The sequence below is a fragment of the Streptomyces sp. PCS3-D2 genome, assembly GCF_000612545.2.
Taxonomy (GTDB): Bacteria; Actinomycetota; Actinomycetes; order Streptomycetales; family Streptomycetaceae; genus Streptomyces.
Genome location: NZ_CP097800.1, coordinates 7,465,098 through 7,485,289 on the forward strand (window position 1 = coordinate 7,465,098; position 20,192 = coordinate 7,485,289).

At 70.6% G+C, this 20,192-nt stretch carries 10 protein-coding genes and 5 pseudogenes; 4 read left to right on the forward strand and 11 right to left on the reverse strand.

The features are described 5' to 3' along the window. Positions 1–13: 13 nt before the first annotated feature. The 6 genes and pseudogenes from AW27_RS33500 to AW27_RS33525 all read right to left on the reverse strand — a co-directional run. Entirely contained in the window at positions 14–3,619 is a 3,606-nt protein-coding gene (locus AW27_RS33500; RefSeq protein WP_236647897.1) for an RHS repeat-associated core domain-containing protein, read from the reverse strand. Beyond that, the gene (locus tag AW27_RS33505; RefSeq protein ID WP_236647896.1) at positions 3,600–4,757 is read right to left on the reverse strand and encodes a putative T7SS-secreted protein; all 1,158 of its coding nucleotides are present in this window, start codon (positions 4,755–4,757) and stop codon (positions 3,600–3,602) included. Before AW27_RS33505 ends, AW27_RS33500 begins: the two co-directional genes overlap by 20 nt. Next, complete coding sequence (locus tag AW27_RS33510) at positions 4,757–5,320, reverse strand: hypothetical protein (protein WP_037930857.1); 564 nt, start codon at positions 5,318–5,320, stop codon at positions 4,757–4,759. Before AW27_RS33510 ends, AW27_RS33505 begins: the two co-directional genes overlap by 1 nt. After that, the gene (locus tag AW27_RS33515; RefSeq protein WP_037930854.1) at positions 5,320–5,745 is read right to left on the reverse strand and encodes a hypothetical protein; all 426 of its coding nucleotides are present in this window, start codon (positions 5,743–5,745) and stop codon (positions 5,320–5,322) included. Before AW27_RS33515 ends, AW27_RS33510 begins: the two co-directional genes overlap by 1 nt. A 68-nt stretch (positions 5,746–5,813) precedes the next feature. Further along, positions 5,814–7,106 (reverse strand): IS256 family transposase, encoded by a 1,293-nt coding sequence (locus AW27_RS33520; RefSeq protein WP_037930851.1) that lies wholly within the window; start codon positions 7,104–7,106, stop codon positions 5,814–5,816. 222 nt (positions 7,107–7,328) lie between these two features. Then, a pseudogene (locus AW27_RS33525) lies at positions 7,329–7,718 on the reverse strand (transposase); the annotation flags it as partial. Between AW27_RS33525 and AW27_RS33530 the strand changes: the two are divergent. Then, positions 7,706–8,566, forward strand: a pseudogene (locus AW27_RS33530) (IS630 family transposase); the annotation flags it as partial. The pseudogenes AW27_RS33525 and AW27_RS33530 sit on opposite strands and share 13 nt — an antisense overlap. On the opposite strand, the pseudogene AW27_RS33535 reads toward AW27_RS33530, so the two are convergent. Both AW27_RS33535 and AW27_RS33540 read right to left on the reverse strand, forming a co-directional pair. Continuing rightward, positions 8,549–9,088 (reverse strand): annotated as a pseudogene (locus tag AW27_RS33535) (transposase); the annotation flags it as partial. The pseudogenes AW27_RS33530 and AW27_RS33535 sit on opposite strands and share 18 nt — an antisense overlap. A gap of 63 nt (positions 9,089–9,151) precedes the next feature. Beyond that, positions 9,152–10,369, reverse strand: a complete 1,218-nt coding sequence (locus tag AW27_RS33540; protein ID WP_304949841.1) for an IS110 family RNA-guided transposase — start codon at positions 10,367–10,369, stop codon at positions 9,152–9,154. Between the two features lie 281 nt (positions 10,370–10,650). Between AW27_RS33540 and AW27_RS33545 the strand changes: the two genes are divergently transcribed. Beyond that, a complete protein-coding gene (locus AW27_RS33545; protein WP_304949945.1) occupies positions 10,651–10,959 on the forward strand; it encodes a hypothetical protein in 309 nt (102 codons plus the stop codon). Positions 10,960–11,012: 53 nt separating this feature from the next. On the opposite strand, the pseudogene AW27_RS33550 reads toward AW27_RS33545, so the two are convergent. Together AW27_RS33550 and AW27_RS33555 are read right to left on the reverse strand one after the other, a co-directional pair. Next, positions 11,013–11,742 (reverse strand): annotated as a pseudogene (locus tag AW27_RS33550) (IS5 family transposase); the annotation flags it as partial. A gap of 8 nt (positions 11,743–11,750) precedes the next feature. Beyond that, a pseudogene (locus AW27_RS33555) lies at positions 11,751–12,164 on the reverse strand (transposase); the annotation flags it as partial. Between the two features lie 355 nt (positions 12,165–12,519). Between AW27_RS33555 and AW27_RS33560 the strand changes: the two are divergent. Beyond that, positions 12,520–13,614 carry a sugar ABC transporter substrate-binding protein gene (locus tag AW27_RS33560; protein ID WP_037930441.1) on the forward strand — a complete coding sequence of 365 codons (1,095 nt, stop codon included), beginning with the start codon at positions 12,520–12,522 and terminating at the stop codon, positions 13,612–13,614. A 1,944-nt stretch (positions 13,615–15,558) separates the two neighbouring features. Then, entirely contained in the window at positions 15,559–17,727 is a 2,169-nt protein-coding gene (locus AW27_RS33565) for a PIG-L family deacetylase (protein ID WP_063890664.1), read from the forward strand. A gap of 957 nt (positions 17,728–18,684) precedes the next feature. On the opposite strand, the gene AW27_RS33570 is transcribed toward AW27_RS33565, so the two are convergent. Next, positions 18,685–20,046: a glycoside hydrolase family 15 protein gene (locus tag AW27_RS33570; RefSeq protein ID WP_304949814.1), complete on the reverse strand. Its 1,362-nt coding sequence runs from the start codon at positions 20,044–20,046 to the stop codon at positions 18,685–18,687. Between the last annotated feature and the right edge of the window lie 146 nt (positions 20,047–20,192).

Below are 20,192 nucleotides of genomic sequence, written 5' to 3' on the forward strand. Positions count from 1 at the left end.
GCGGTATCCCGCCTCATCGGATCTGTACGGCCGGAGCCATGTAGCCGTTCTTGGCGGGAATCCTGCCCTCCACGATGTCGGTGTGGGTAATCGGGCCGCCAGGATCGGTGGGCAGGCCGCCCGTCGCCCTTGCCCCGGAATCGCCTAGGACACCGGACGGACCGTACGCCGTGATCGCATTGCCCGCCCCGGGCGGACCGCCTGTCGTCACCACGATGTCCTCGCCCTGCCGGAAGATCAGGTTCCCGCTGTTCGCCGTCGAGTGGTACACCGCGTCCGGGTTCTTCAGGATCTCAAGGACCCGCTCGTCGCTGAAGCCGTGCCCGGTGTCGCCGTGGTAGTTGCCGGCCTTCTTGAACTTGCCGTCCTGTGCCCTTTCGATGACGTCGTTCATGGCCTTGTTGGCATCTTCCCTCGCCTTGGCGGCCTTCTCTTCCTTCGTGTATTTGGGCATCAGACCCAGCGGGTCCCAGCCGTCCAGGGGGTTGGACACGTACGCGACGGGGTTCGGGGCGGGGGCCAGGCCGAGGGGGTCAGGAGAGACGTAGCGGCCGGTCTCCGGGTCGTAGTGGCGGAAATGGTTGTAGTGGAGGCCGGTCTCTGGGTCGTAGTACTGGCCGGGGAAGCGGAGCGGGGTATGGGCGCTGCTGTCGCGGGCCCAGGCGGTGGTTCCCCACAGAGTGGCCCGGGAGCGCCAAGCGATGTGGCCAGTCTCGTCGAGCAGTTCGGTGGGCGCGCCGATGAGGTCGGTGGCGATGGCGAAGAACCTGCGGTCGACCTCCTCCTGGCGCTCGTCGGCCGTCAGGATGCGCTCGGTCTGCGCCAAGGGCACGTCGCCGCGGTGGTCCCAGGTGAGGGCGACTGTGTGGGGCTGGTCCGGCCGGTGGCTGATTTGCTCGCACAGCGTCAGGCCGTCCCAGGTGAAGCGGACCTCCTCGGCCACGCTTTCTCCGTCCGCCGTCAGCCGCTGCTTGGCCACGCGGCGGCCGAGCGGGTCGAATCGATACCTCCAGCGGGTTCCGTCGGGGGTGGTCACAGAGGTGAGGCGGTTCTCCGTATCCCATGTGTAGCGCCAGGTGTCCGGCTTCCGGGAGAGCCGGGTCTTCTGCCGCAGAGTGACCCTGCCGAGGGCGTCGTACTCGAACCGGACGCCGCCGGCCTGGGTGATGCGGGTACCGGTGTACGTGCGCGGTCCGGTGGCTTCGCCGCCGGGGTGGCTGGAGGGCCAAGACGCCGAGGTCTGGTTGCCAGCGGTGTCGTACGCGTACCGTTCCGTCCAGCCACGGGCGTGGACGGCCGTGACCCGGCCCGCCCGGTCGAGGTCGAAGGTCCTGGTGCCCGACAGTCCGTCCGCTGCGGACGTCAGACGGCCGTCGGCGCGGTAGGCGTAGGCTCGGCTATTGACGGAGTGCCCTGCGGCGGTGACGTGCTGCTCGCAGAGCCGTCCGGCCTCGTCCCAGGCCGAGGCCATCGTGATCGCGTCGCCGAAGGCGCGGCTCAGTTCGCGTCCGGCAGCGTCATGCGTGAAGTCGACGTGGTGGCCGCCGGTGGTGAGGCGACGGGTCCGTCCGTCGGCGCCGTAGGAGTAGGAGGTGACGTGCCCCGTGGGGGTGGTGCGGCGCGTGCGGCGGCCGGCCGTGTCGTAGGCATAACTGATGGGACGACCGTTGACCATCTCGGTCTTGGTGCGTCCGCGCCGGTCATACTGGTAGCGCAGCTCCCCCTCGGGCCCGGATGCTTCCAGCAGGCGTCCGGCCCTGTCGTAGGTGTAGTGCGTCACCCGGCCGTCGACGTCCTTGGTGACCGCCTGGCCGAGCAGGTCGCGCTCGAACGCGATGGTCCCGCCAAGCGCGTCGACACGTGCGGCCAGGGCACCCGCGGCGTCCAGCCGGTACGTGAGCGTACGGCCGTCGAAGTCCGTCTCGGAGACGACGTTGCCGGCGGCGTCGTAGGAGTACGTCCAGGTCAGCCCGTGCGGATTGGTGACGCGGGTGAGGCGCAGCGCGGAGTCGTGCTCGAACTCGTAGCGGGCGCCGTCGGGCTCGGTGCGGGAGACGGGCAGATCACAGTGGGTGTATTCGTAGCGCGTGACGCCGCCGGCGGCGTCGGCGCGGGAGAGCAGGTTGCCCTCGCCGTCGTACGTCCACGATTCGGCCCCGCCGTCGGGGCCGGTGCGCCGGGCGAGTCGCCCGTCGGCATCCCACTCCAGGAGGGTGACGCCGCCCACCGGATCGGTGATGCGGACCGGGCGGCCGAGGGCGTCGCGGTCCGTGCGGGTCACGGCGCCGGCCGGGTCGGTGACTTCGACGGGCAGTCCTGCGGCGTTGCACCGCACGTGGGTCGTGGCCCCATCGGGGTCCGTGAGCGAGGTGAGACGGGCGGCGTGGTCGTAGGTGTAGCGGGTGGTGGCACCGGCCTGGTCGGTGACCGCGGTGCGGTTGCCGCCCTCGTCGAACTCGTGGAACAGGCGTGAGCCGTCCGGCCCCACCACCTCCACGGGCAGTCCGAACCGGCCGCGTACGGTGTCCAGCTCACTGCCGTCGGGGCGGACGGCGCGGACGACGCGGCCCTCCTTATCGTAGGAGAACGCAGTCGTGCGGCCGAGGGGGTCGGTGCGGGACAGCAGGTTGCCGCGCGCATCGTAGGTGAAGCGGGTGGTGTGGCCGAGAGGGTCGGTGAGAGCTAGCAGCTTGCAGCCGGGACCGAACAGGTGCCGGGTCGTGTGCCCCTCGGAGGTGGTGACCGTGGTGATGTGCCGGCCCGTCCGCGGATCCGGGTCGGTGTACGACAGGGTGATCTGGATATGGCCCGCCTCGCCGCCCTCCGCGACCACGCGGTCCAGGTCGTCGTAGACGTAGTCGTAGCGACTGCCGTTGGAGTCGGTCCAAGCGATCACCCGGCGGCGGTCGTCGTACGCGAAGGTGGTGGTGGCGCCGGACGGCTTGGTGACCGTGGTGAGGTCACCGCCCTCGTAGCCGTACGCTATCAGGAGCAGGTCCGCGCCGTCCTGGCCTGCTCCGGCCAGGGCCAGGGCGGTGACCAGGCCGTCGGAGACCGACACGTTCATCCGGTGGCCCGCCGAGTGCACCAGGGCCAGCGGCACACCGTCCGCGTCGCGTTCGACGGTGATGGTGTGGCCGTTGCGCTCGCTGATGCCCGATAGCCAGGCTTCGCCGTCACCGCCCGGCTCGCTGCCGAACGGACCGGCGAAGTGGAAGACGAGACCGCTGTCGGGGGCGGTAACCGTGTAGTCGCCGCTGCCGTCGCGGGCGAGCAGGGCCCGGCTGTTGCCCTTCCGCGGTCGGGTGGGCACCTCGGGGACCGGGTGCGCGTAGGGGATCAGCAGCCCCTCGGCGGTGACGTGGACCACGCCGGCCGCGTCGATCTGCAGGCGCTCGTCGACGGTGGAGGCCCATGCGGGACCCAGAAAGCGACCGACGGCACAGCCGGACTCAGTGCGGCGGGTAAACAGCAGCGGCAGGATGCCCGGCAGCTCGACGTCCGTCTGGGGCAGGTACATCCTGCCCGTGGCGAGGTCCACCGGGTCGCCTGCGGCGCTGCGGTCGCCGTCCGGGGTGCTGTGGGTGCCGTCGGGCGCGTCATTGGCCAGCTTGCGCAACCGCGCGGCCTCGGCCGCTTCGTCGAGGTGTTTGGCGGTGGTGCCGAGTTTTTTTGAGGGAGCCGAGGCCTTTGGAGCCGATGAGTTCGGGGATGAGCTTGCCCACACCTTCGGAGGGATCTTTCATGAACTCGTCGAGCATCTGCTTGCCCGCGTCCCAGGGGTCGTTGGCCATGGTGACCAGCCCGGCGGCCGTCGAGTTCAGGTTCGTGAGGTACTCGGCGGGGTGGGCGAGGTTGTACGGGTCCGTCGGGTTGAGCGCGCGGGCGAAGTTGACGATCCCGGCGGTGCCCTTGACGACGCCGCCGGCCAGGTGGGTCTTGGCGAGTTCGAGGTAGTCCAGGCCGTCGCCGAGCTGTTGGGTGTACGAGGGCTTGGGCGGGGCGGCGTCCCGGGCGGTGCGGACGGCCGCGGCGGTGGTGTCGGCGACCTCGTTGCGCTGTTTGCGGGCGTTGTCGAGTTTGTCCTGCGCGGCGGTGGCCAGTGCTTTGCCCGGGTCGACGAAGTCCTTGGCGTCGACGGGCCGGGGCGGCAGGGGGTCTTCCTTCGCCTCGACCGCGTCCTTGTAGGCGGTGACCTTCTTGTTGTGGTCGGTGCGGGCGTCGGTGGAGACCTTCTGGGCGTGCTCGTACTCCTCCAGGGCTTCTTTGGCCTTGCCCTGGGCCCATTCGACGGTTTCGGCGAAACGATTCATGGCTTCGGCGGCCTTACCGAACGCTTCGGCGGCCTTGAACCAGCGCGGGGGTTCCTTGGCGACCGTCTCGCGGAAGGTGTCCGCTGTCTTGCCCCTCAGCCCTTCGGGCTGCGTCATGGCCTTCAGGCCGTTGCCGACCGACTCGAAGGCCACCTTGAAATCGTCCAGGTGCGAGACCTGGGCGCGGATCTTGGAGATGCTGCCGTAGATGAGTTTCCTGGGGTCGTCGGTCTGGCCGAGTTCGAGTTCGGAGACGTCGGCGCCGAGCTGGTTGGCGGCCGAGCGGGACGTGTCGCGGATCCAGTCCCCGGCCTCGTCGAGTCCGACCTCCTCCGCCAGGTCGGCCGTCTTGTCACCGGCCCACTCGATGGCGTCGCCGACCTGCTCGACCCCGTGCTCGACCTTGTCCTCGATCGAGTCCGGTACGAAGTCCCGCCAGCCCATCAGCTACCGCCCCCGTTGCCCTTCGTCTGCTCCAGCAGGTCCTTCAGCGACCCGATCCTGCCGGTGGAGGTCACCGTGTCCTTCGTGTCCGACCAGGTCTCCTTGATGCCCTGTGCGCCCTTCTCGAATGATTCGGCGCTGTAGTCCGGCTTGTAGACGTCCGCGCTGAAGATGTCGCCCCAGGACTTCTGCTCGATCTCGTCCTCACTGGCGTGCGGATTCCCGTACGCGGCGTTGGCGACGACCTTGAACGCGCCCTGGACGTACTGGTCCTCTTCCCAGACCGTGCCGGCGGCGATGCCGAGGTTCCCCGCCAGGGCGGAGGCGTTCTGGATCAGGGAGCGCACCCCCCACTCCCAGCACTCGCAGAAGTCCTCGAAGTCCTTCGACAAGGCGCCGTGACCGATCTCCATCGCGGTCATCGACAGATTCTCGAAGCCGGCCCCCTGCGAGGCTCCGGCGGCATCGCCGGTCTCGCGCAGTTCCGCTATCGCCGCCCGCAGCCCCCTCTGCACCATGACGACGGCCTGCGGAGAGACCTCAAGGTGACCCTCACCGGCCATCAGGCCACCCCCGCCACAGACCCGGACTCGGTTTCGACGTCCACGGCGTACGCGTCGGGGACGATCCCGGCGACGGGCGGAAACAGCATCGACCCATCCGGATCCGCAATGTTCACCGCGACCCCGGCAGGGCCGTCCACCTCCGGAACGACCGCATCCACCAGACGCGCACCCAGAATTGCCAGAAACGGCCACTCCCGGCCCGCTTCCCCCCGGGCCACGGCGAACCGGGCCAGCGCTTTCTCATCCGTGAACGCATAGAACCAGCGAATCCCACCCGAGAGAGCCGAGATCAACCCGCCCGTGCTATCCACGGAACCATCGGCACGCGGCACCAGCAAGACAGCCCGCCGGAACTCGCCTACCAGACGCCCCGGATCCCCGGTACCCGCCCGCAAGGCGGCTATCTCTGCGCTCAGTTCCATGCTCTGCGTCTCCTTTCACGGTATTTGCCGGGTCTGTCAATCGAACGGTGTAACGACGGTGGTTGGGGTTACTGACGGGCTGCGGAGAGTCGGCCGTCGAAGGTGATGTCGAAGGCGTTCAGTGCGGTCTTCCAGCGCATGGTCCAGCGGGCCTGGCCCCTGCCCGTGGGGTCCAGGGACATGATCGCCATGTAGACGCACTTCAGGGCGGCGGTCTCGTTCGGGAAGTGCCCTCGGGCCTTGACCGCCCGCCGGATCCGCGCGTTCACGGACTCGATCGCGTTCGTGGTGCAGACGATGCGGCGGATCTCGGTGTCGAAGCGGAGGAACGGGGTGAACTCCTCCCACGCGTTCTCCCAGAGCCGCACGATCGCCGGGTACTTCTTGCCCCAGGTGTCGACGAACTCGGCGAACCGCTCCAGTGCGGCTTCCTCGGTCGGGGCGGTGTAGACGGGCTTGAGGAGCTTGGCGATCTTGTCCCAGTCCTGGCGGGCGGCATAGCGGAAGGAGTTCCGCAGCAGGTGGACCACGCAGGTCTGCACCGTGGTGCGGGGCCAGACGGTCTCGACCGCGTCGGACAGGCCCTTGAGTCCGTCGCAGACGAGCATGAGGACGTCGTTCACGCCGCGGTTCTTGATCTCGGTGAGGATGTGCATCCAGTGCTTGGCGCCCTCGCCGCCGTCGCCCGCCCACAGCCCGAGAATGTCCCGCCGGCCCTCGGTGGTGACGGCCAGGGCCACATATATGGGCCGGTTGGCGACGGCGCCATCACGGATCTTCACGTGGATCGCGTCTATGAAGACCACCGGATAGACCGCGTCGAGCGGCCGGTTCTGCCATTCGGCCATGCCGTCCATGACCTTGTCGGTGATCGTGGAGATCGTCTGGCGGGAGACCTCGGCGCCATAGACCTCGGCCAGGTGGGCCTGGACCTCGCCCGTGGTCAGGCCCTTCGCGGACAAGGAGATGACCATCTCGTCCACACCGGTCAGGCGCTTCTGACGCTTCTTGACGATCTTCGGCTCGAAGGAGCCGTCACGGTCGCGGGGCACGGATATCTCCACCGGCCCGACGTCGGTCAGGACGGTCTTGGCGCGGGTGCCGTTGCGGCTGTTGCCGCCGTTCTTTCCGGCCGGGTCGTGCTTGTCATAGCCGAGGTGGTCGGTGATCTCGCCCTCCAGGGCGGACTCCAGCAGCCGCTTCGTCAGCTGCTGGAGCAGCCCGCCCTCGCCGGTCAGCTGCAGACCCTCGGCCTGAGCCCGGGAGACCAACTCATCGATCAGACGGTCATCCACCGCCTTCGACGGCTGCGGCTCCAACGGCTCGACGGTCTCGGCCTCGGTCACGTTCTCACTGGTCATCGATGCATCTTCCTTGATCGGGAGTTACACCGAACGATTTACAGTCCCTATTTGCCACCCCACGGGGAACATTACCTTGGCAGCCACATCACCTGATGAGGGGTCATGGCTGCCTGCTGGGCATTGGCTGGCGCAGTGCCTGGACCGGTGCTCCGGCGGCAGGGCCTGTAAAAGGAACGGCTCTGTCTCGTCATCGGTGGTAGCGAGGGGTGACGGCCAGTGCAGGAGAATGCGGCGCTGAAGGAGGTCGAAGCCCGCGTGGCCGTGCATCTGCCTCATGATCCGTTTGGTGCGGGTGTTCACGCCTTCGGTCCGGCCGTTGTGGTGCGGGAGGGTGAGGCCGGCGTCGACGGCTGCGCGGTCGAGTTCGAGGCCGTTGGTGAAGGCGCGGAGGTAGGGCAGCTAGGCCGTGCGGACACTCGCGATCCACGCGGTGAGTCTCTTGTCGTTGTCTGCGGCGGGCGTGAGGAAATTTGCGTACTCGCGGACAAATGAGGCTAGTGCTGTGACCGCATAGGTTCGCCGGGTTGCGGTTGGCGCTCGTGTTGGCTGGGCCGGTTGGATGTCGGGAGACGTTGGCCGCAGTGTCGGGAGGCGTGGTGGCAGAGCCGGTCAAGGTCTGCAGACTGACCGATCAGGAGGGCCAGCAGTTACAGCGGATCGTGCGACGGGGCGGTACGGGCTCGGTGCGCTACCGACGGGCGATGATGTTGCTGGCCTCGGCTGGCGGCAACCGGGTGCCGGTCATCGCCCAGCTCGTGGCCGTTGAGGAGGACGCCGTGCGGGACGTCATCCACCGCTTCAACGAGATCGGCTTGGCCTGCCTGGGCCCTCGATGGGCGGGAGGCCTCCCCGCCAACTCAGTCCTGACGACGAGGACTTCGTCGTCCAGAGGGCGACCACCCGCCGGCGAAGCTCGGGCAGCCCTTCACCCGCTGGTCGATCCGCAAACTTGCCGCCTACCTGCGCAAGGTCCACGGCCGGTGATCCGCATCGGCCGCCAGGCCCTGCGCTGCCTCCTTGCCCGACGCGGCGTCACCTTCCAGCGCACCAAGACGTGGAAGGAATCCACCGACCCCGAGTGTGAGGCCAAGTTCGAGCGGATCGAGCAGGTACTCGAACGCTTCCCCGACCGGACGTTCGCGTTCGACGAGTTCGGCCCGCTCGGCATACGCCCCACCGGCGGCAGCTGCCGGGCCCAACAGAGCCGCCCCGACCGCCTGGCGGCCATCTACAAGCGCACGCACGGCGTCACTTACTTCCACGGCTGCTACTCGGTCGGCGACGACACCCTGTGGGCTGTCAACCGCCGACGCACGGGCACCACGAACGGCCTGGTCGCGCTCCGGTCGATCCGCGCGGCCCGTCCCGACGGCGCTCCGATCTACGTGATCATGGACAACCTCTCCGCCCACAAGGTCGCCGTGATCCGCCAGTGGGCCAGGCGCAACAACGTCGAGCCGGGTGTAGGCGGCGAGGATCAGCCAGGTCCAGCGGTCGGCCGCCTCGGGGGTGCGTATCTTCGGAGAGGTCCGGCCGAGGGTCTGCTTGAACAGGCGGAAGGTGTGCTCGATGTCGAAACGCCGCAGGTATGCCTGCCAGAGCCGGTCGACGTCAGCTGCGTCTGCGTCGGTACCGGACCACCACAGCCAGACCGGCTTCGGTGTGGCTCCGCTGGGCAGGTGGTCGATGTCCAGACGGATCAGCGTCCCCTCGACGATCGGGAGGGTGCCGTCTGCTCCGGCCCAGGAAGATCGGTGGGTCAGCTTGGGGTGGAGTCGGTCCCAGCATCGGGCGTTGGCGGTGCCGTATAGGCGCGTGTCGGTGACGGACTCGGCGTCCGGGGTGCCCCAGGTGTCGGGCTGCCCGAAGACGAACTCGCTGCCGTGCCGGGGAGGGCGCCCCATGATGTGGGGCTGTCGTGGTGGGGCGGCTCTGCGCAGAACACGGTCCGAGCGCATCCGTGCCAGGACCTGGGGGGGGTGCCTCTATGTCTTTCGTCAAGGCACCTGTGTCGGGTTTCGGGTGGTTCGGGCTCGCTGAGGCTAAGCGGCGAGCTCGACGTCCGTCGGTGTCCGGGATTCGTAGAAGGTGCCGTCGCGGAGCATGGCGAACAGGACGCTGATGCGTTGGCGGGCGAGGCGGAGGAGGGCCTGGGTGTGGGTTTTGCCGCGTGCTCGTTGCTTGTCGTAGTAGGCGCGGGAGGCCGGGTCGGCGTTCATGCAGGCGAAGGCGGAGAGAAACATCGCCCGTTTGAGCTGCCGGTTTCCGCCTCGGGGTGCGTGTTCGCCATGGATCGAGGTCCCGGACTGCTTCGTGGTGGGGGCGAGGCCGGCGTAGGAGGCGAGGTGGGCGGCGGTGGGGAAGCTGGTGCCGTCGCCGACGGTGACCAGCAGGACGGCGGCGGTCCTGACGCCGACGCCGGGCATCGACGTCAGGACCGGGGAAAGAGGGTGAGCCTCCAGCAGGGCGTTGATCTGGGCTTCCATCGCCCGGCGCTGGGTGTGGACAGCGGCCAGCGAGGCGGCCAGGGAGGGGATGACGATGTCGAGGGTGCCGGTCCCGGGAACGACGACGGTCTGCTCGTCGAGCGCGTTGAAGACGTCGTCGATCAGCCTGGTGGCCATGCGCGGGGCCTTCGGGCGGATCAGCTCGACGAGTCTGCGGCGTCCGGCCTTGCGCAGGGCGGCTGGGGATCCGTAGCGCTCCAGCAGCCAGGTCACGGCCTGGTGGTCCAGGCGCGGGCCCAGGACGCGTTCCAGGCTGGGGTGGAACTGGGTGAGCAGGCCCCGTATCCGGTTGGAGGTGCGGGTGGCCTCGGCGGCCAGGTCCTGGTCGAAGCCGACGAGCACGGTCAGCTCGGCGGTGATCTGGTCGGTCAGCTCCAGCGAGCGCAGGGTGTGCGGCATCGTCCGGGCGGCGTCCGCGATGACGGCGGCGTCCTTGGCGTCGGTCTTGGCCTCGCCCGGGTAGAGGTCGGCGATCCGGCGCATCGCCAGTCCGGGCAGGTAGGCGACCTGGCAGCCCGCGTCGCGGGCGACGGTCAGTGGCAGGGCGCCGATGGAGGCGGGCTGGTCCACGATCACCAGCACGGTGCCGAACTTCGCGGTCAGCTTGTCGAAGACGGCCCGCAGCTTGGGCTCGCTGTTGGGCAGCTGCTTGTCGAAGACCTTCTTCCCGCCCGGGGTGAGCCCATGACCGTGATGGCTGCTCTTGCCGACGTCCAGGCCCAGGAACACGCCCACGTCTTCGATCTCGAACATCGTGCCCCTTCCCAGGGGGTGTTGACGGTGCCGGCCTCGGCTCGGGTGTCGTGCTCGCGCATCCACGTTATGCAGACCTGCCGCCCGCGAACTGTCCAGCATTGCGCCGGACCGGACGGTGGCCGGACCTCTGATCAGCGTCTCCGACGAACACCCCCGGACCCGGTGACACCACCCCCCAGGTCATGCCTTCGACAGGGGGCAACAGTCATGCCGGGCCCGGAGGCCAGCGGCCCCATTGCGGAACCGCAGAAAACATAACGGGGCTCGTGGAGCGGGGGATGGGGAAGCAGGACGCTCCCGAGCGAGAGCTGAACGCTTACGAGAAGGTTCTCGCAGAGGACCGCCGCGTCATGCGCGAGATGTTCCGTGTGAGCATCGGCGGTGCCCATGCCGGGCTCGTCGTAGTGGTCTTCATCGTGGTCTTGTTCGCTGCCTTTGGCGGCACCGCATGGGTTCTGATCGTTGGCGGAGCTGTTGCGTTCTGGTTCACCGTCGCTCTTGCTGCAACTGTGGGTGGCGGTCGCCGCGGGTGGACCGCGGTCAAGCGCGCTTACCTCCTGGCTTTCGGCTGGGCCAGCTGGCTGTGATCGTCGGCGAGGGTACGCTCGACGCGAGCAGGCAGCATCGACGGCTCCGTCCGTCACAGCCATTCTCCGATCGCGGCGACAAGGACGGTGGCTTCGAAGCGGACGGCGAGCTTGTCGAGGCGGGTCGCGACCGCCCGGTGCCTTTTGAGGCGGTTGATGCCGCGCTCGACCGCATGGCGTTCGCGGTAGTCGACCGGGTCGAAGCGTGGCGGCCGGCCTCCGCGGGAGCCGAGCCTTCGACGGTTGCGCGCCTGGTCGGCCTTGTCCGGGATGGTGCAGCGGCTCCCGTGGCGGCGCAGGCAGGCGCGGTTCTTGCGGGAGGCGTACGCGTTGTCTGGCCCGCACCCGATTGGGGCGGACGCGTGGCCGGCCCGGCCCGATGTGGGGCACGCGGACCTGCTCCAGCACGGGTTCGAGCTGCGGCGAGTCGCCGCGCTGCCCGGCCGTGATCGCGATCGACATGGGCTTCTGGCCCTGCTCAACCGCCAGGCGCAGCTTGGTGGTGAACCCGCCGCGTGAGCGACCCAGTCCATGATCATCCAGCTCGGTGAACACACCGCCCGACGGTTCCTTCTGCAGGTCACCCCGCTTGCGGGCCCCGGCCGCATGCTGGTGGGCGCGGCAGGCCGTGGAGTCGACGCTCAGGTCCCACGTGATCTCCCCCTTCGCGTCGGCCAGGGACTGCAGCCGGGTCATGATCCGGTGCCAGGTGCCGCTCCGCTGCCACCGGCGGAACAGGCCGTAGATCCGGCTCCTCGGCCCGTACTCGACGGGCATCTCCCGTCACGGAGCGTGAGGCCGTGGGTGGACAGGGAGAGGGCCATCTCGTCCACGCCGGTCAGCTGGCTCTGCCGTTTCTTGACGATCTGCGGCTCGAAGCTGCCCGCCCGGTTCCTGGGGACGTCAGTCTCGACCGGACCGGCCTCGGTGGCCACGGTCTTCGAGCGAGTGCCGTTGCGTGTGTTGCCCGCCCCGGTCTTCTCGTGCTTCTCGTGCCCGAGGTGATCGGTGATCTCGCCCTCGCGAGCGGATTCGATGATCGTCTTCGTGAGTTGCTGCGACAGGCCACCTTGTCGGGTCAGCCTGATCCCGTCGGTTTTGGCCCGGTCCACCAGCTGGCTGATCAGCGGGTCGTCCAGAGCGTCCGGCGCCTCGGCGGGCTTCATTCCGTCCACGGCCTCAGCCGCGATCGTCACGTCTGTCATCAGGTGTCACTTCCCGTTCGAAGATCCACCGTTGACGGTACGGATCCTCGCGCGTCCTGCTCCGTCGGAACGGTTGGGGGTTTGGGGAGGTGTTGGGGGTTTTGCTGGAGTCGTCTGTGGGGTTTTCGTGTCGGGTGTCGACCGTTGATTGGCTCGGTTTCGTTCAGGAGTTGATGTCATGGTTGGGGTTGGGTGGTTTCGGTTGGGGGAGTGTGCTGATCGGGTGTGGTGGGGCGGTGTGGTGACAGCGTTGTCATCTCGTTAAGGGTTCACTTCTTGACGGCGGTGTGTGGGGGCGCGTTGACTGCGTCCACTTTGGCCGTAAGGACACGGCCCTGTTAGGGAGGCTCACCTCGTGAACGTGTATTTGGGGCGTGCCCCCGTTGCTTTGGCTGTCGCGGCGTTTGCTGTCACGCTTACCGCCTGCGGTACCACGGATGGCGCCGCTGATGCCGGGAGTAGTGATGCGGTCAGGATCGGTCTGCTGCTGCCCGAGAACGAGACTGCGCGGTACGAGAAGTTCGACAAGCCGCTGATGGAGAAGAAGGTTGCCCTGCTGACCCTCGGCAAGGGCAGGGTCTTCTACGCCAACGCGGCGGGGGATGCGGCCAGGCAGAGTGCCCAGGCCGACGAGATGATCAAGGACAAGGTCGACGTTCTGGTCATCGACGCGGTGGACTCCAAGGCGATCGCGGGCGCGGTGGTGAAGGCCAAGGAGGCCGGCATCGCCGTGGTCGCTTACGACCGCTTGGCCGAGGGCCCCATTGACGCGTATACGTCCTTCGATAACGAGGACGTCGGCCGCGTCCAGGGCAAGGCCCTGCTCGCGGCCCTGGGTGATCGGGCCAGGACCGGCAGGATCGTCATGATGAACGGCGCGGTCACCGACCCCAACGCTGCCAGCTTCAAGGCCGGTGCCCGCTCCGTCTTGGACGGCAAGGTCAACGTCGGTAAGGAGTACGACACCGTCGAGTGGAAGCCGGAGAACGCAGGTACCAACATGGCGGCCGCGCTTTCCGCGCTCGGCAAGGACAGGATCGTCGGTGTCTACTCCGCCAACGACGGCATGGCCGGCGGTATCATCACCGCCCTCAAGGCCGCCGGCGTGTCCCCGCTGCCCCCGGTCACCGGTCAGGACGCCGAACTCGCAGGCGTGCGGCGCATCGTGGCGGGCGAGCAGTACATGACTGTCTACAAGCCCTACGCCCGCGAGGCCGAGGCCGCCGCTGAACTCGCCGTCCTCCTCGCCCGGGGAGAGAAGATCGACGGGATCATCAACCAGGTGGTCAGCAGTCCGACCGCCAAGCGCATCCCGGCCGTCCTCATCCCCGGCACATCGGTGACCCGTGACAACATCCGCGCCACCGTGGTCCTCGACGGTGTCTACACCATCGACGAGATCTGCACCGACGCCCTCAAGGCCACCTGCGAGGAGATCGGCCTGAGGTAACACCCGCCCGCCCGTGGGAGGGACACGGGCAGGCGCACCCCGGCGGAGGAACCGGCGGCGGCACACGAGGCACACAGGCGACAGAACCCCACCGCCCACCCCGCACCACCCCCCGCGCCTCCGCACGCTTCGCGCACCCGTACTCCCCGTGTGTTCGTGCGGCTGGCAGGACCAACCCGCCAACCCGCCAACCCGCCAACCCGCCGGCCCGCCGGCGCCGTTCGGGCACGCGCCGCGCACCCGGCCCGGGCGGGCCCGGGTGGGTGTGTCGGGTGCTCCTGCCGGCCGGCGGTCCCTGCCCGCAGGTGGGGCCGGCCAAGCCGGCGTACGGCACCGCATCGCGGCGGTCGGGCAGGCCGCCCCGCCCCCGCCGCGTCTTCTGCCTCACCCCTGCCTCGTTTTCGGCTGCGCCTCCGCCTCGGCCTGGCTTCGGCCGTGCCCGCGGTCGCGGGGCCGGGGGTGCCGGCGCTGGTGAGGTGCCCTTGTCGTGGTCGATTCGTCGGCTGGGCCTGAGGCGTGGTGTCGTCCGCTGTCGGCCCGGGGGGTGGGGGGTGGGGGAGTGGGGCCGGTGCTGGCCTTGGCGTCTTGCGTCCAGCCTGGGCGTAGTGGCGCCGGGTTCCGTGGTGCGTGGTGTCGGTGGGATTGTCGGCTGTGTGTTCGTGTTGGCTCGGCCGTATGCCGTTTGTGGTGTCGGGGGTTTTGTGGTGTGCCGCCCGGTGTGGCAGGGGCCCGGGTGTGGTGGTTCCGGGCCGTTCTGCTCTGCCGGTCCCGGGCGTGGCCCCCGTCCGTCCGTGGGTCTCCGGCGTCGGCCCGTCGGCGTGTTGTCCGGCCGGACGGGGTGCCGGGACGTGCCCTGCTCGGTAGTAACCTCCGTACTGTCTCGGGTGTCGGGGCCGCTGGTTTCGGCGGGTGGGTCAGGGTGGTCGCTGGCGGAGTCGGCCTGCCTGCGTATCGGGTTTCCGTTGTGCCGGTGCGTCGCCACACCGCTCGGGGCGCTGCCGCGGTGGGCGGGGGGTGGGGTGCATCTGCTGCGGGCGGCGTCGGTGCGCCGAGACTGCTCGCGGCGCTCCCCGGCGTCGCCCACGGCCGCACCGGCGGGTATGCCGGTCGGGAGCTGCACGGCAGCGCGCCGGTCCGGCGGCACCGGCCACCAACCCCCCCCGCCCGTTTACCAGCCTCCTGCCCGTCCATCAGATCCCGTCCGTGCGCCGCGCCGAGCCGGGACGCGCCACGCCACGCGGCGCCGGGGTGATCGCCCCGCCCGGCCCTGGTCCCGGCCCCGGCCCTGGCCCTGGTCCCGGCCCTGGTTCTGGTCCTGGCCCTGGTTCTGGTTCTGGTTCGGGATCGGCGCTGTGATGCCCGCCGGCTGCCCTCGTACCGGCGGCCCTCGTACCGGCTGCCCTCGTACCGGCTGCCCTCGTACCGGCTGCCCCCGTGCCGGCTGCCCTCGTGCCGGCGGTCTCCGTACTGGCCGGTGTGAGCGACCTCACCGCCGCCCCGCGCGACCGCGTGCCTGCCCGTTCTCCGGCCGTCCGCCGGCCGGCGCACCCGTGAAGGAACCCGTACGGCCTGCCCCCGCCCGTTCCGCGGCGCTGTAGTCCCGCAGGGCCTGCGGCGACTGTTGAGAATCCCTCGGGAACTCACGGAAACCCGCACGCGCCCGGCAGCGGCACACCGGCCGGCCCGGAGCGACCCCCGGCGGTGACGCACGCCATGCCACCCCTCGCCGCACCCCCCACCCAACACCCCCAAATGCGGACATATAACTTATATATCGCATTCAACTGGTTTGTTTTCATATGCCTTATGAGGGTGTGTCAGTGGAAAACCTGCCGGGCATAATCGGCCCCGGTCGTCTCCGGAAGTGCTCGAGCCGTCGGGGCCCCGACCCCCTCCGCCCTTCGGCGCACCCCCGCACCGGACCGACCCCCAAGGCGCCCGCAGATGTCCCTGGCCAGCCGCACCCGCACCGCGGCCCTGCTCGCCGTGCTCACCGCCGGCGCCGCCGGGATCACCACCTGGGCCTACGGATACACCAGCACTCCCCGGCCCGCGGCCCCCCACACCCTCCAGCGCCCCAGTGTGACCCAGGGCACGGTCCTCCAGGTCGTCGCGCACCCCGACGACGATCTCTTCTTCATGAACCCCGACCTCAGCCGCTCCATATCCACCGGCGTCAAGGTCACCACCGTCTACCTGACCGCCGGCGAGTCCGACGGCAGGAACGAAGCCCACAGCCCCCACCTGCAGGACCCCACCCGCCCCGCTGACCGTGCCGCCTACGCCGAAGCCCGCCAGAACGGCATACGCGCCGCCTACGCCGAGATGGCCACCGGCCGCCGCACCAGCGCCTGGCAGCGCACCCTGGTACCCACCACCGGCGGCGGCAGCGCCGAGATCGACATCCTCCTGGACCGTCCCGAAGTCAACCTGGTGTGGATGCAGATGCGCGAAGCCCGCAGCATCTCCGGTGACAACCCCGACAGCCTGCGCGGCCTGTGGGACGGCACGATCCCCGCCCTCGGCTCCCAACTCGCCTCCGGCACCCCCGTCACCACCCCCTTCTCCTACACCAGGGAACAGGCCGTCCAGGCCATCGCGAACGTCTTCGCGCTCTACCGGCCCACCACCATCCGCACCCAGGACCCCACCCCCGGCCGCACCCGGCCCGCCGGCGCCTTCCTCGACCACCAGGACCACATGTACGGGGCCCGCTTCGTACAGGCCGCCACCGAACGCTACGCCGCCTCCACCGGCCGGCCGCACTTCTCCGTCCAGAACTATGTGAGCTACCCCAACAGCTCCCTGCCCCCCACCCTCGACGCGAAGGCCGCCGAGGAGAAACTCGGCTACCTCAAGACCTACGCCTGGAGCGACCACCAGGACTGGTGCGGCAGCCCCGCCGGCTGCGGCGACCGCAAGACCGCGACACGTCCCACCGGCGCCGGATGGAACCAGACCATCCGCTACAGCCGCGGCGAGAGCACCACCTGGATGACCGAAGGCACCCCCGGCCGGCTCTACGCCTTCGCCGCCCTGGACGGCCAGATGGCCTACTGGACCCGCCCCACCCCCGACGCCGACTGGCAGGGCCCCCGCTTCCTGCCCGCCACCGCACCCGGCACCACCATCGACCCCGGCGTGTCCACCACCCGCCTGCCCGACGGCCGCATCGCCGTCTTCGCCACCCGCACCACCCTGGGCAGCACCCCCCAGGACTACCGGCGCGAAGCCGTCTACGCCCTCCAAAACACCCCCGACACCGCCTTCGGCCCCTGGCACAGCCTCGCCACCCCCGACACCACCGCCGCTGCCGACATCATCGCCACCGGCGCACCGACCGCCACCGCGGACGCCACCGGCCGCATCACCGTCTACATGCGCGACTCCCGCCGCACCCTGCACACCCGCACCCAGCCCGCCCCCGACACCGCCTTCGGCCCCTGGCAGTCCCTGGGCGGCACCGGTCTGCAAGGCGACCCGGTCACCGCTACCGACAGCGCCGGACGCCGCCACGTGTACGCGGCCACCGACCGCACCGTCCTGGCCTGGACCCAACCCGCCCCCGGCGCCCCGCTCGCCGGACCCTTCCCCACCGGCCTGCCCGCCACCACCGGTGTCCTGTCCGCGACACCACACGACGACGGCATCCTCCTCACCTTCCGCCGCCCCTCCACCGGCACCGTCACCACCACCCTGGCCACCACCACCGGTGCCGCCCCCTCCTTCTCCCCACCCGCCGAAGCGGGCGCCGAAGGCGGCTACGGCGCCGTCGCCGCCGCCGGCCACCTCCTCGCCGGCCGCGCCGCCACCGGCACCGCCGCCGTCACCCTCCCCGGCCAAGCGCCCCTCTGGCCCGAGTCCCAGATGCTCTACACCGGCGCCCCGGCCGCCATGACCGCACCCGACGGCACCGGTCTGGCCGCCGCCCTCGGCCTGGACGCCGACCTGCACCTGACCACCACGCCCCCGCCCACCCCCACCCCCACCCCCACCCCCACCCCCACCCCCACCCCCACTCCCACTCCGGTCCCCGGCGGACCCGCACCGTCCGTGCCCTGGCACCGCGCCGTCACCCCCACCGCCGTCGCCCAGGCCGTCCGCCACGAATAACCACCCCGCGCGAGCGACGATGACCACCCCGGGCCACCCCGGCCGTCCTCGCCATTGCTGCCGTCCGAGGCGGCCCGCTCGACCACCTCGGGTCAGATCGCGGCGGCCGGCCTTCGCCCCCCACCTGCCCGGCCCGCCTCACCTGCCCTGCCCGCCTCACCTGCCCTGCCCGCCTCACCTGCCCGGCTTGCCCGGCCTTGGCCACCGGCGACCGGGGCCGCCGTGACCGCTTCCCGCACCACCCGCCTGCGCCCCACGCACGACGGTGCCCCTGCGCCGCCCCGCCCTCACCACCCTCCCCGCCACCGCCGCGGCCCGCACCGCCGCCTGCCCTGAGGACACCGTCCCGGCCCGGGAGTACCCGAGACTCTCCGGCCCCTGAACGACCTCTCCGCCGCCCCGCCCAGGGCCGCACCACCCCCGCCCCTCACCTGCCCCGCCCCCGGCCTCGACCGCCTCGCCGCCCCCCCGGCCCGGCGCGCCTGCACCGAAGCCCCTCGCCTCCCCTTGCCGTCCCCACTGGCCTGCCTCGCGGCCGAGAGCGGTACGCGGTACACCGGGCCAGAGCCCCGCGCCCGGCCGCCACCGCCCCGCCCAGACACAGAAGCAGCCGCAGGCGCGGCCCAGGACGCGGGCGCAGACGCCGTCCCGCCGGAAGCACCTCCGCCACCCCGCCCCGGAACAAGCACAAGCACCGTTCGGCCCCATCTCTCAGCCCCCAGTCCCAGCCCCCAGTCCCAGCCCCCAGCCCCCAGCCCCAGCCCCCAGCCCCAGCCCCAGCCCCAGTCCCAGCCCCAGCCCGAGCCGCAGCCGCAGGCGCAGCGGGTGGTGGCCGCCGCATAGGCGCCTGCGCTGCCGCCCCGCCCCGGGACGTGTCCGCCCCCGCCCCGCCAGACGTCCGCCCCGGGGAACCTCCACACCGCCCCCGACTGCCGGGGGGCCTGCGTGTCTGCTCTCCTACCGCTGCAGCGGAGGGGCCGCCATCCCGCCGGCTTCGAGCGCCACCAGCGACAGCAGCACGATCGATGCCGTCCACGCCAGTGGTGCCACCGACGCCGGCCGGCCCTCCTTGTCCACCTTTTCCGGCAGCTCTCCCAGCGCGTTCCGTTTCGACAGCACCCACTCCAGCACCGGCCCCGCCTTCGCCGGCCGGCCCTCCGCGGCCCACGCCAGCGCGAAGAACGCCGTACTGGGCGTCCACGCCACGGGCCCCCACGGAGCCCCCGGGTCATCACCCGGGGTCAGCCCCCCGTTGGGCAGCAGCAGCGCCCGATAGGTCGCATCCAGCGCCGCCGGCACACCCGCGGCCGCCGTATTGAACGGCGGCGCCATGAACGCCACCGCACTGTCACGCCCGTGCCGCCCGTCGACGGTCCGCTGATAGCCCAGCGGCAGGAACCGCTTCGCGATCCCCGCCGACAGTCGCCTCGCCGCCCGCGCCCACCGCACCGCATCCTGCGGCCGGCCCGCCTCCCGCGCCAGGTCCGCTGACGCGTTCAGCCCGGCCAGCAACGGAGCCGCCGTACCGATGTTCGCCGTGGCCGTCATCAACTCCCAGTAGTCCGCGGACGCCGGGGGCAGCCCGTCCGCCGCCAGTGAACCCGCCGCACGGTCGGCCGCCCTGACGATCATCGGATACAGGGCCATCAGCCGCTCCCGACGCCCCTGCGCCGGCGCCGCCCGATACCACTGCCACGCCGCCCACGGCACCCAGCCGTTGGCATCGAGCTGCCACCGCCGGCCGTCCGGCGGACCCGAACCGTCCAGCTTCGTACGCGCCTCCCAGCTGCCGTCCGCACGCTGGGTGGCGGCACTGTGCCGCAGGATCCGGAAGGCCTCCGCGTCATGCCCGGTGTGTGCGAACGCGGCACACGCGAAACTCGAATCCCGGGGCCACGCATACATCCAGCCCGGACTCCACCCCGCCGCCATCGCCCCGTTCGGCCGCAACAGCGCCCGCATCGCCAACAGTGCCCGCCCGGCCGCCGCCCGCTCGGCCGCGGACCTGCCCGGAATCCGCCCGGAGGCCAGCCAGGCCCGGCTCTGCCCGATCTGCCGCAACGCCCGCCCGTCCCCGGCCGCGACCACCACCGACGCCGACCGCCCCTCCGGCAGATACAACCACCGCCCCGACGCCAGCCGCAGCACATTACTGCCCTCCACATACCGGGCACCGGCGGCCCGCGCGGCCGAAACCCCCTCGGCGGCAGCCACATTGGACAGCACACCCACGGTGGGAGCCGTGAACCGCGACAGCGGCGCATGACCCCCCGCACCACACACCGGGAAAGCCGTACCCGCGAGCGCCGCCGCGACCACCGCCCAGCAGCCAAGGACACCGGGCACCGCCACTCCCTCCGCCACACCCACGCCCCGCACACCCACGCCCCGCACACCACGCCCCCGCACACCGGGCGCACCACCCCGCCCCTGCGGCCCATCCTCGAAGACCACCACCCGCCCCG

Coding starts and splice junctions, on each gene's coding strand:
- AW27_RS33505 (WP_236647896.1), bottom strand. CDS start 4,757: ATGGGCTGGCGGGACTTCGTACCGGACTCGATCGAGGACAAGGTCGAG.
- AW27_RS33510 (WP_037930857.1), bottom strand. CDS start 5,320: ATGGCCGGTGAGGGTCACCTTGAGGTCTCTCCGCAGGCCGTCGTCATG.
- AW27_RS33515 (WP_037930854.1), bottom strand. CDS start 5,745: ATGGAACTGAGCGCAGAGATAGCCGCCTTGCGGGCGGGTACCGGGGAT.
- AW27_RS33520 (WP_037930851.1), bottom strand. CDS start 7,106: ATGACCAGTGAGAACGTGACCGAGGCCGAGACCGTCGAGCCGTTGGAG.
- AW27_RS33540 (WP_304949841.1), bottom strand. CDS start 10,369: ATGTTCGAGATCGAAGACGTGGGCGTGTTCCTGGGCCTGGACGTCGGC.
- AW27_RS33545 (WP_304949945.1), top strand. CDS start 10,651: ATGGGGAAGCAGGACGCTCCCGAGCGAGAGCTGAACGCTTACGAGAAG.
- AW27_RS33565 (WP_063890664.1), top strand. CDS start 15,559: ATGTCCCTGGCCAGCCGCACCCGCACCGCGGCCCTGCTCGCCGTGCTC.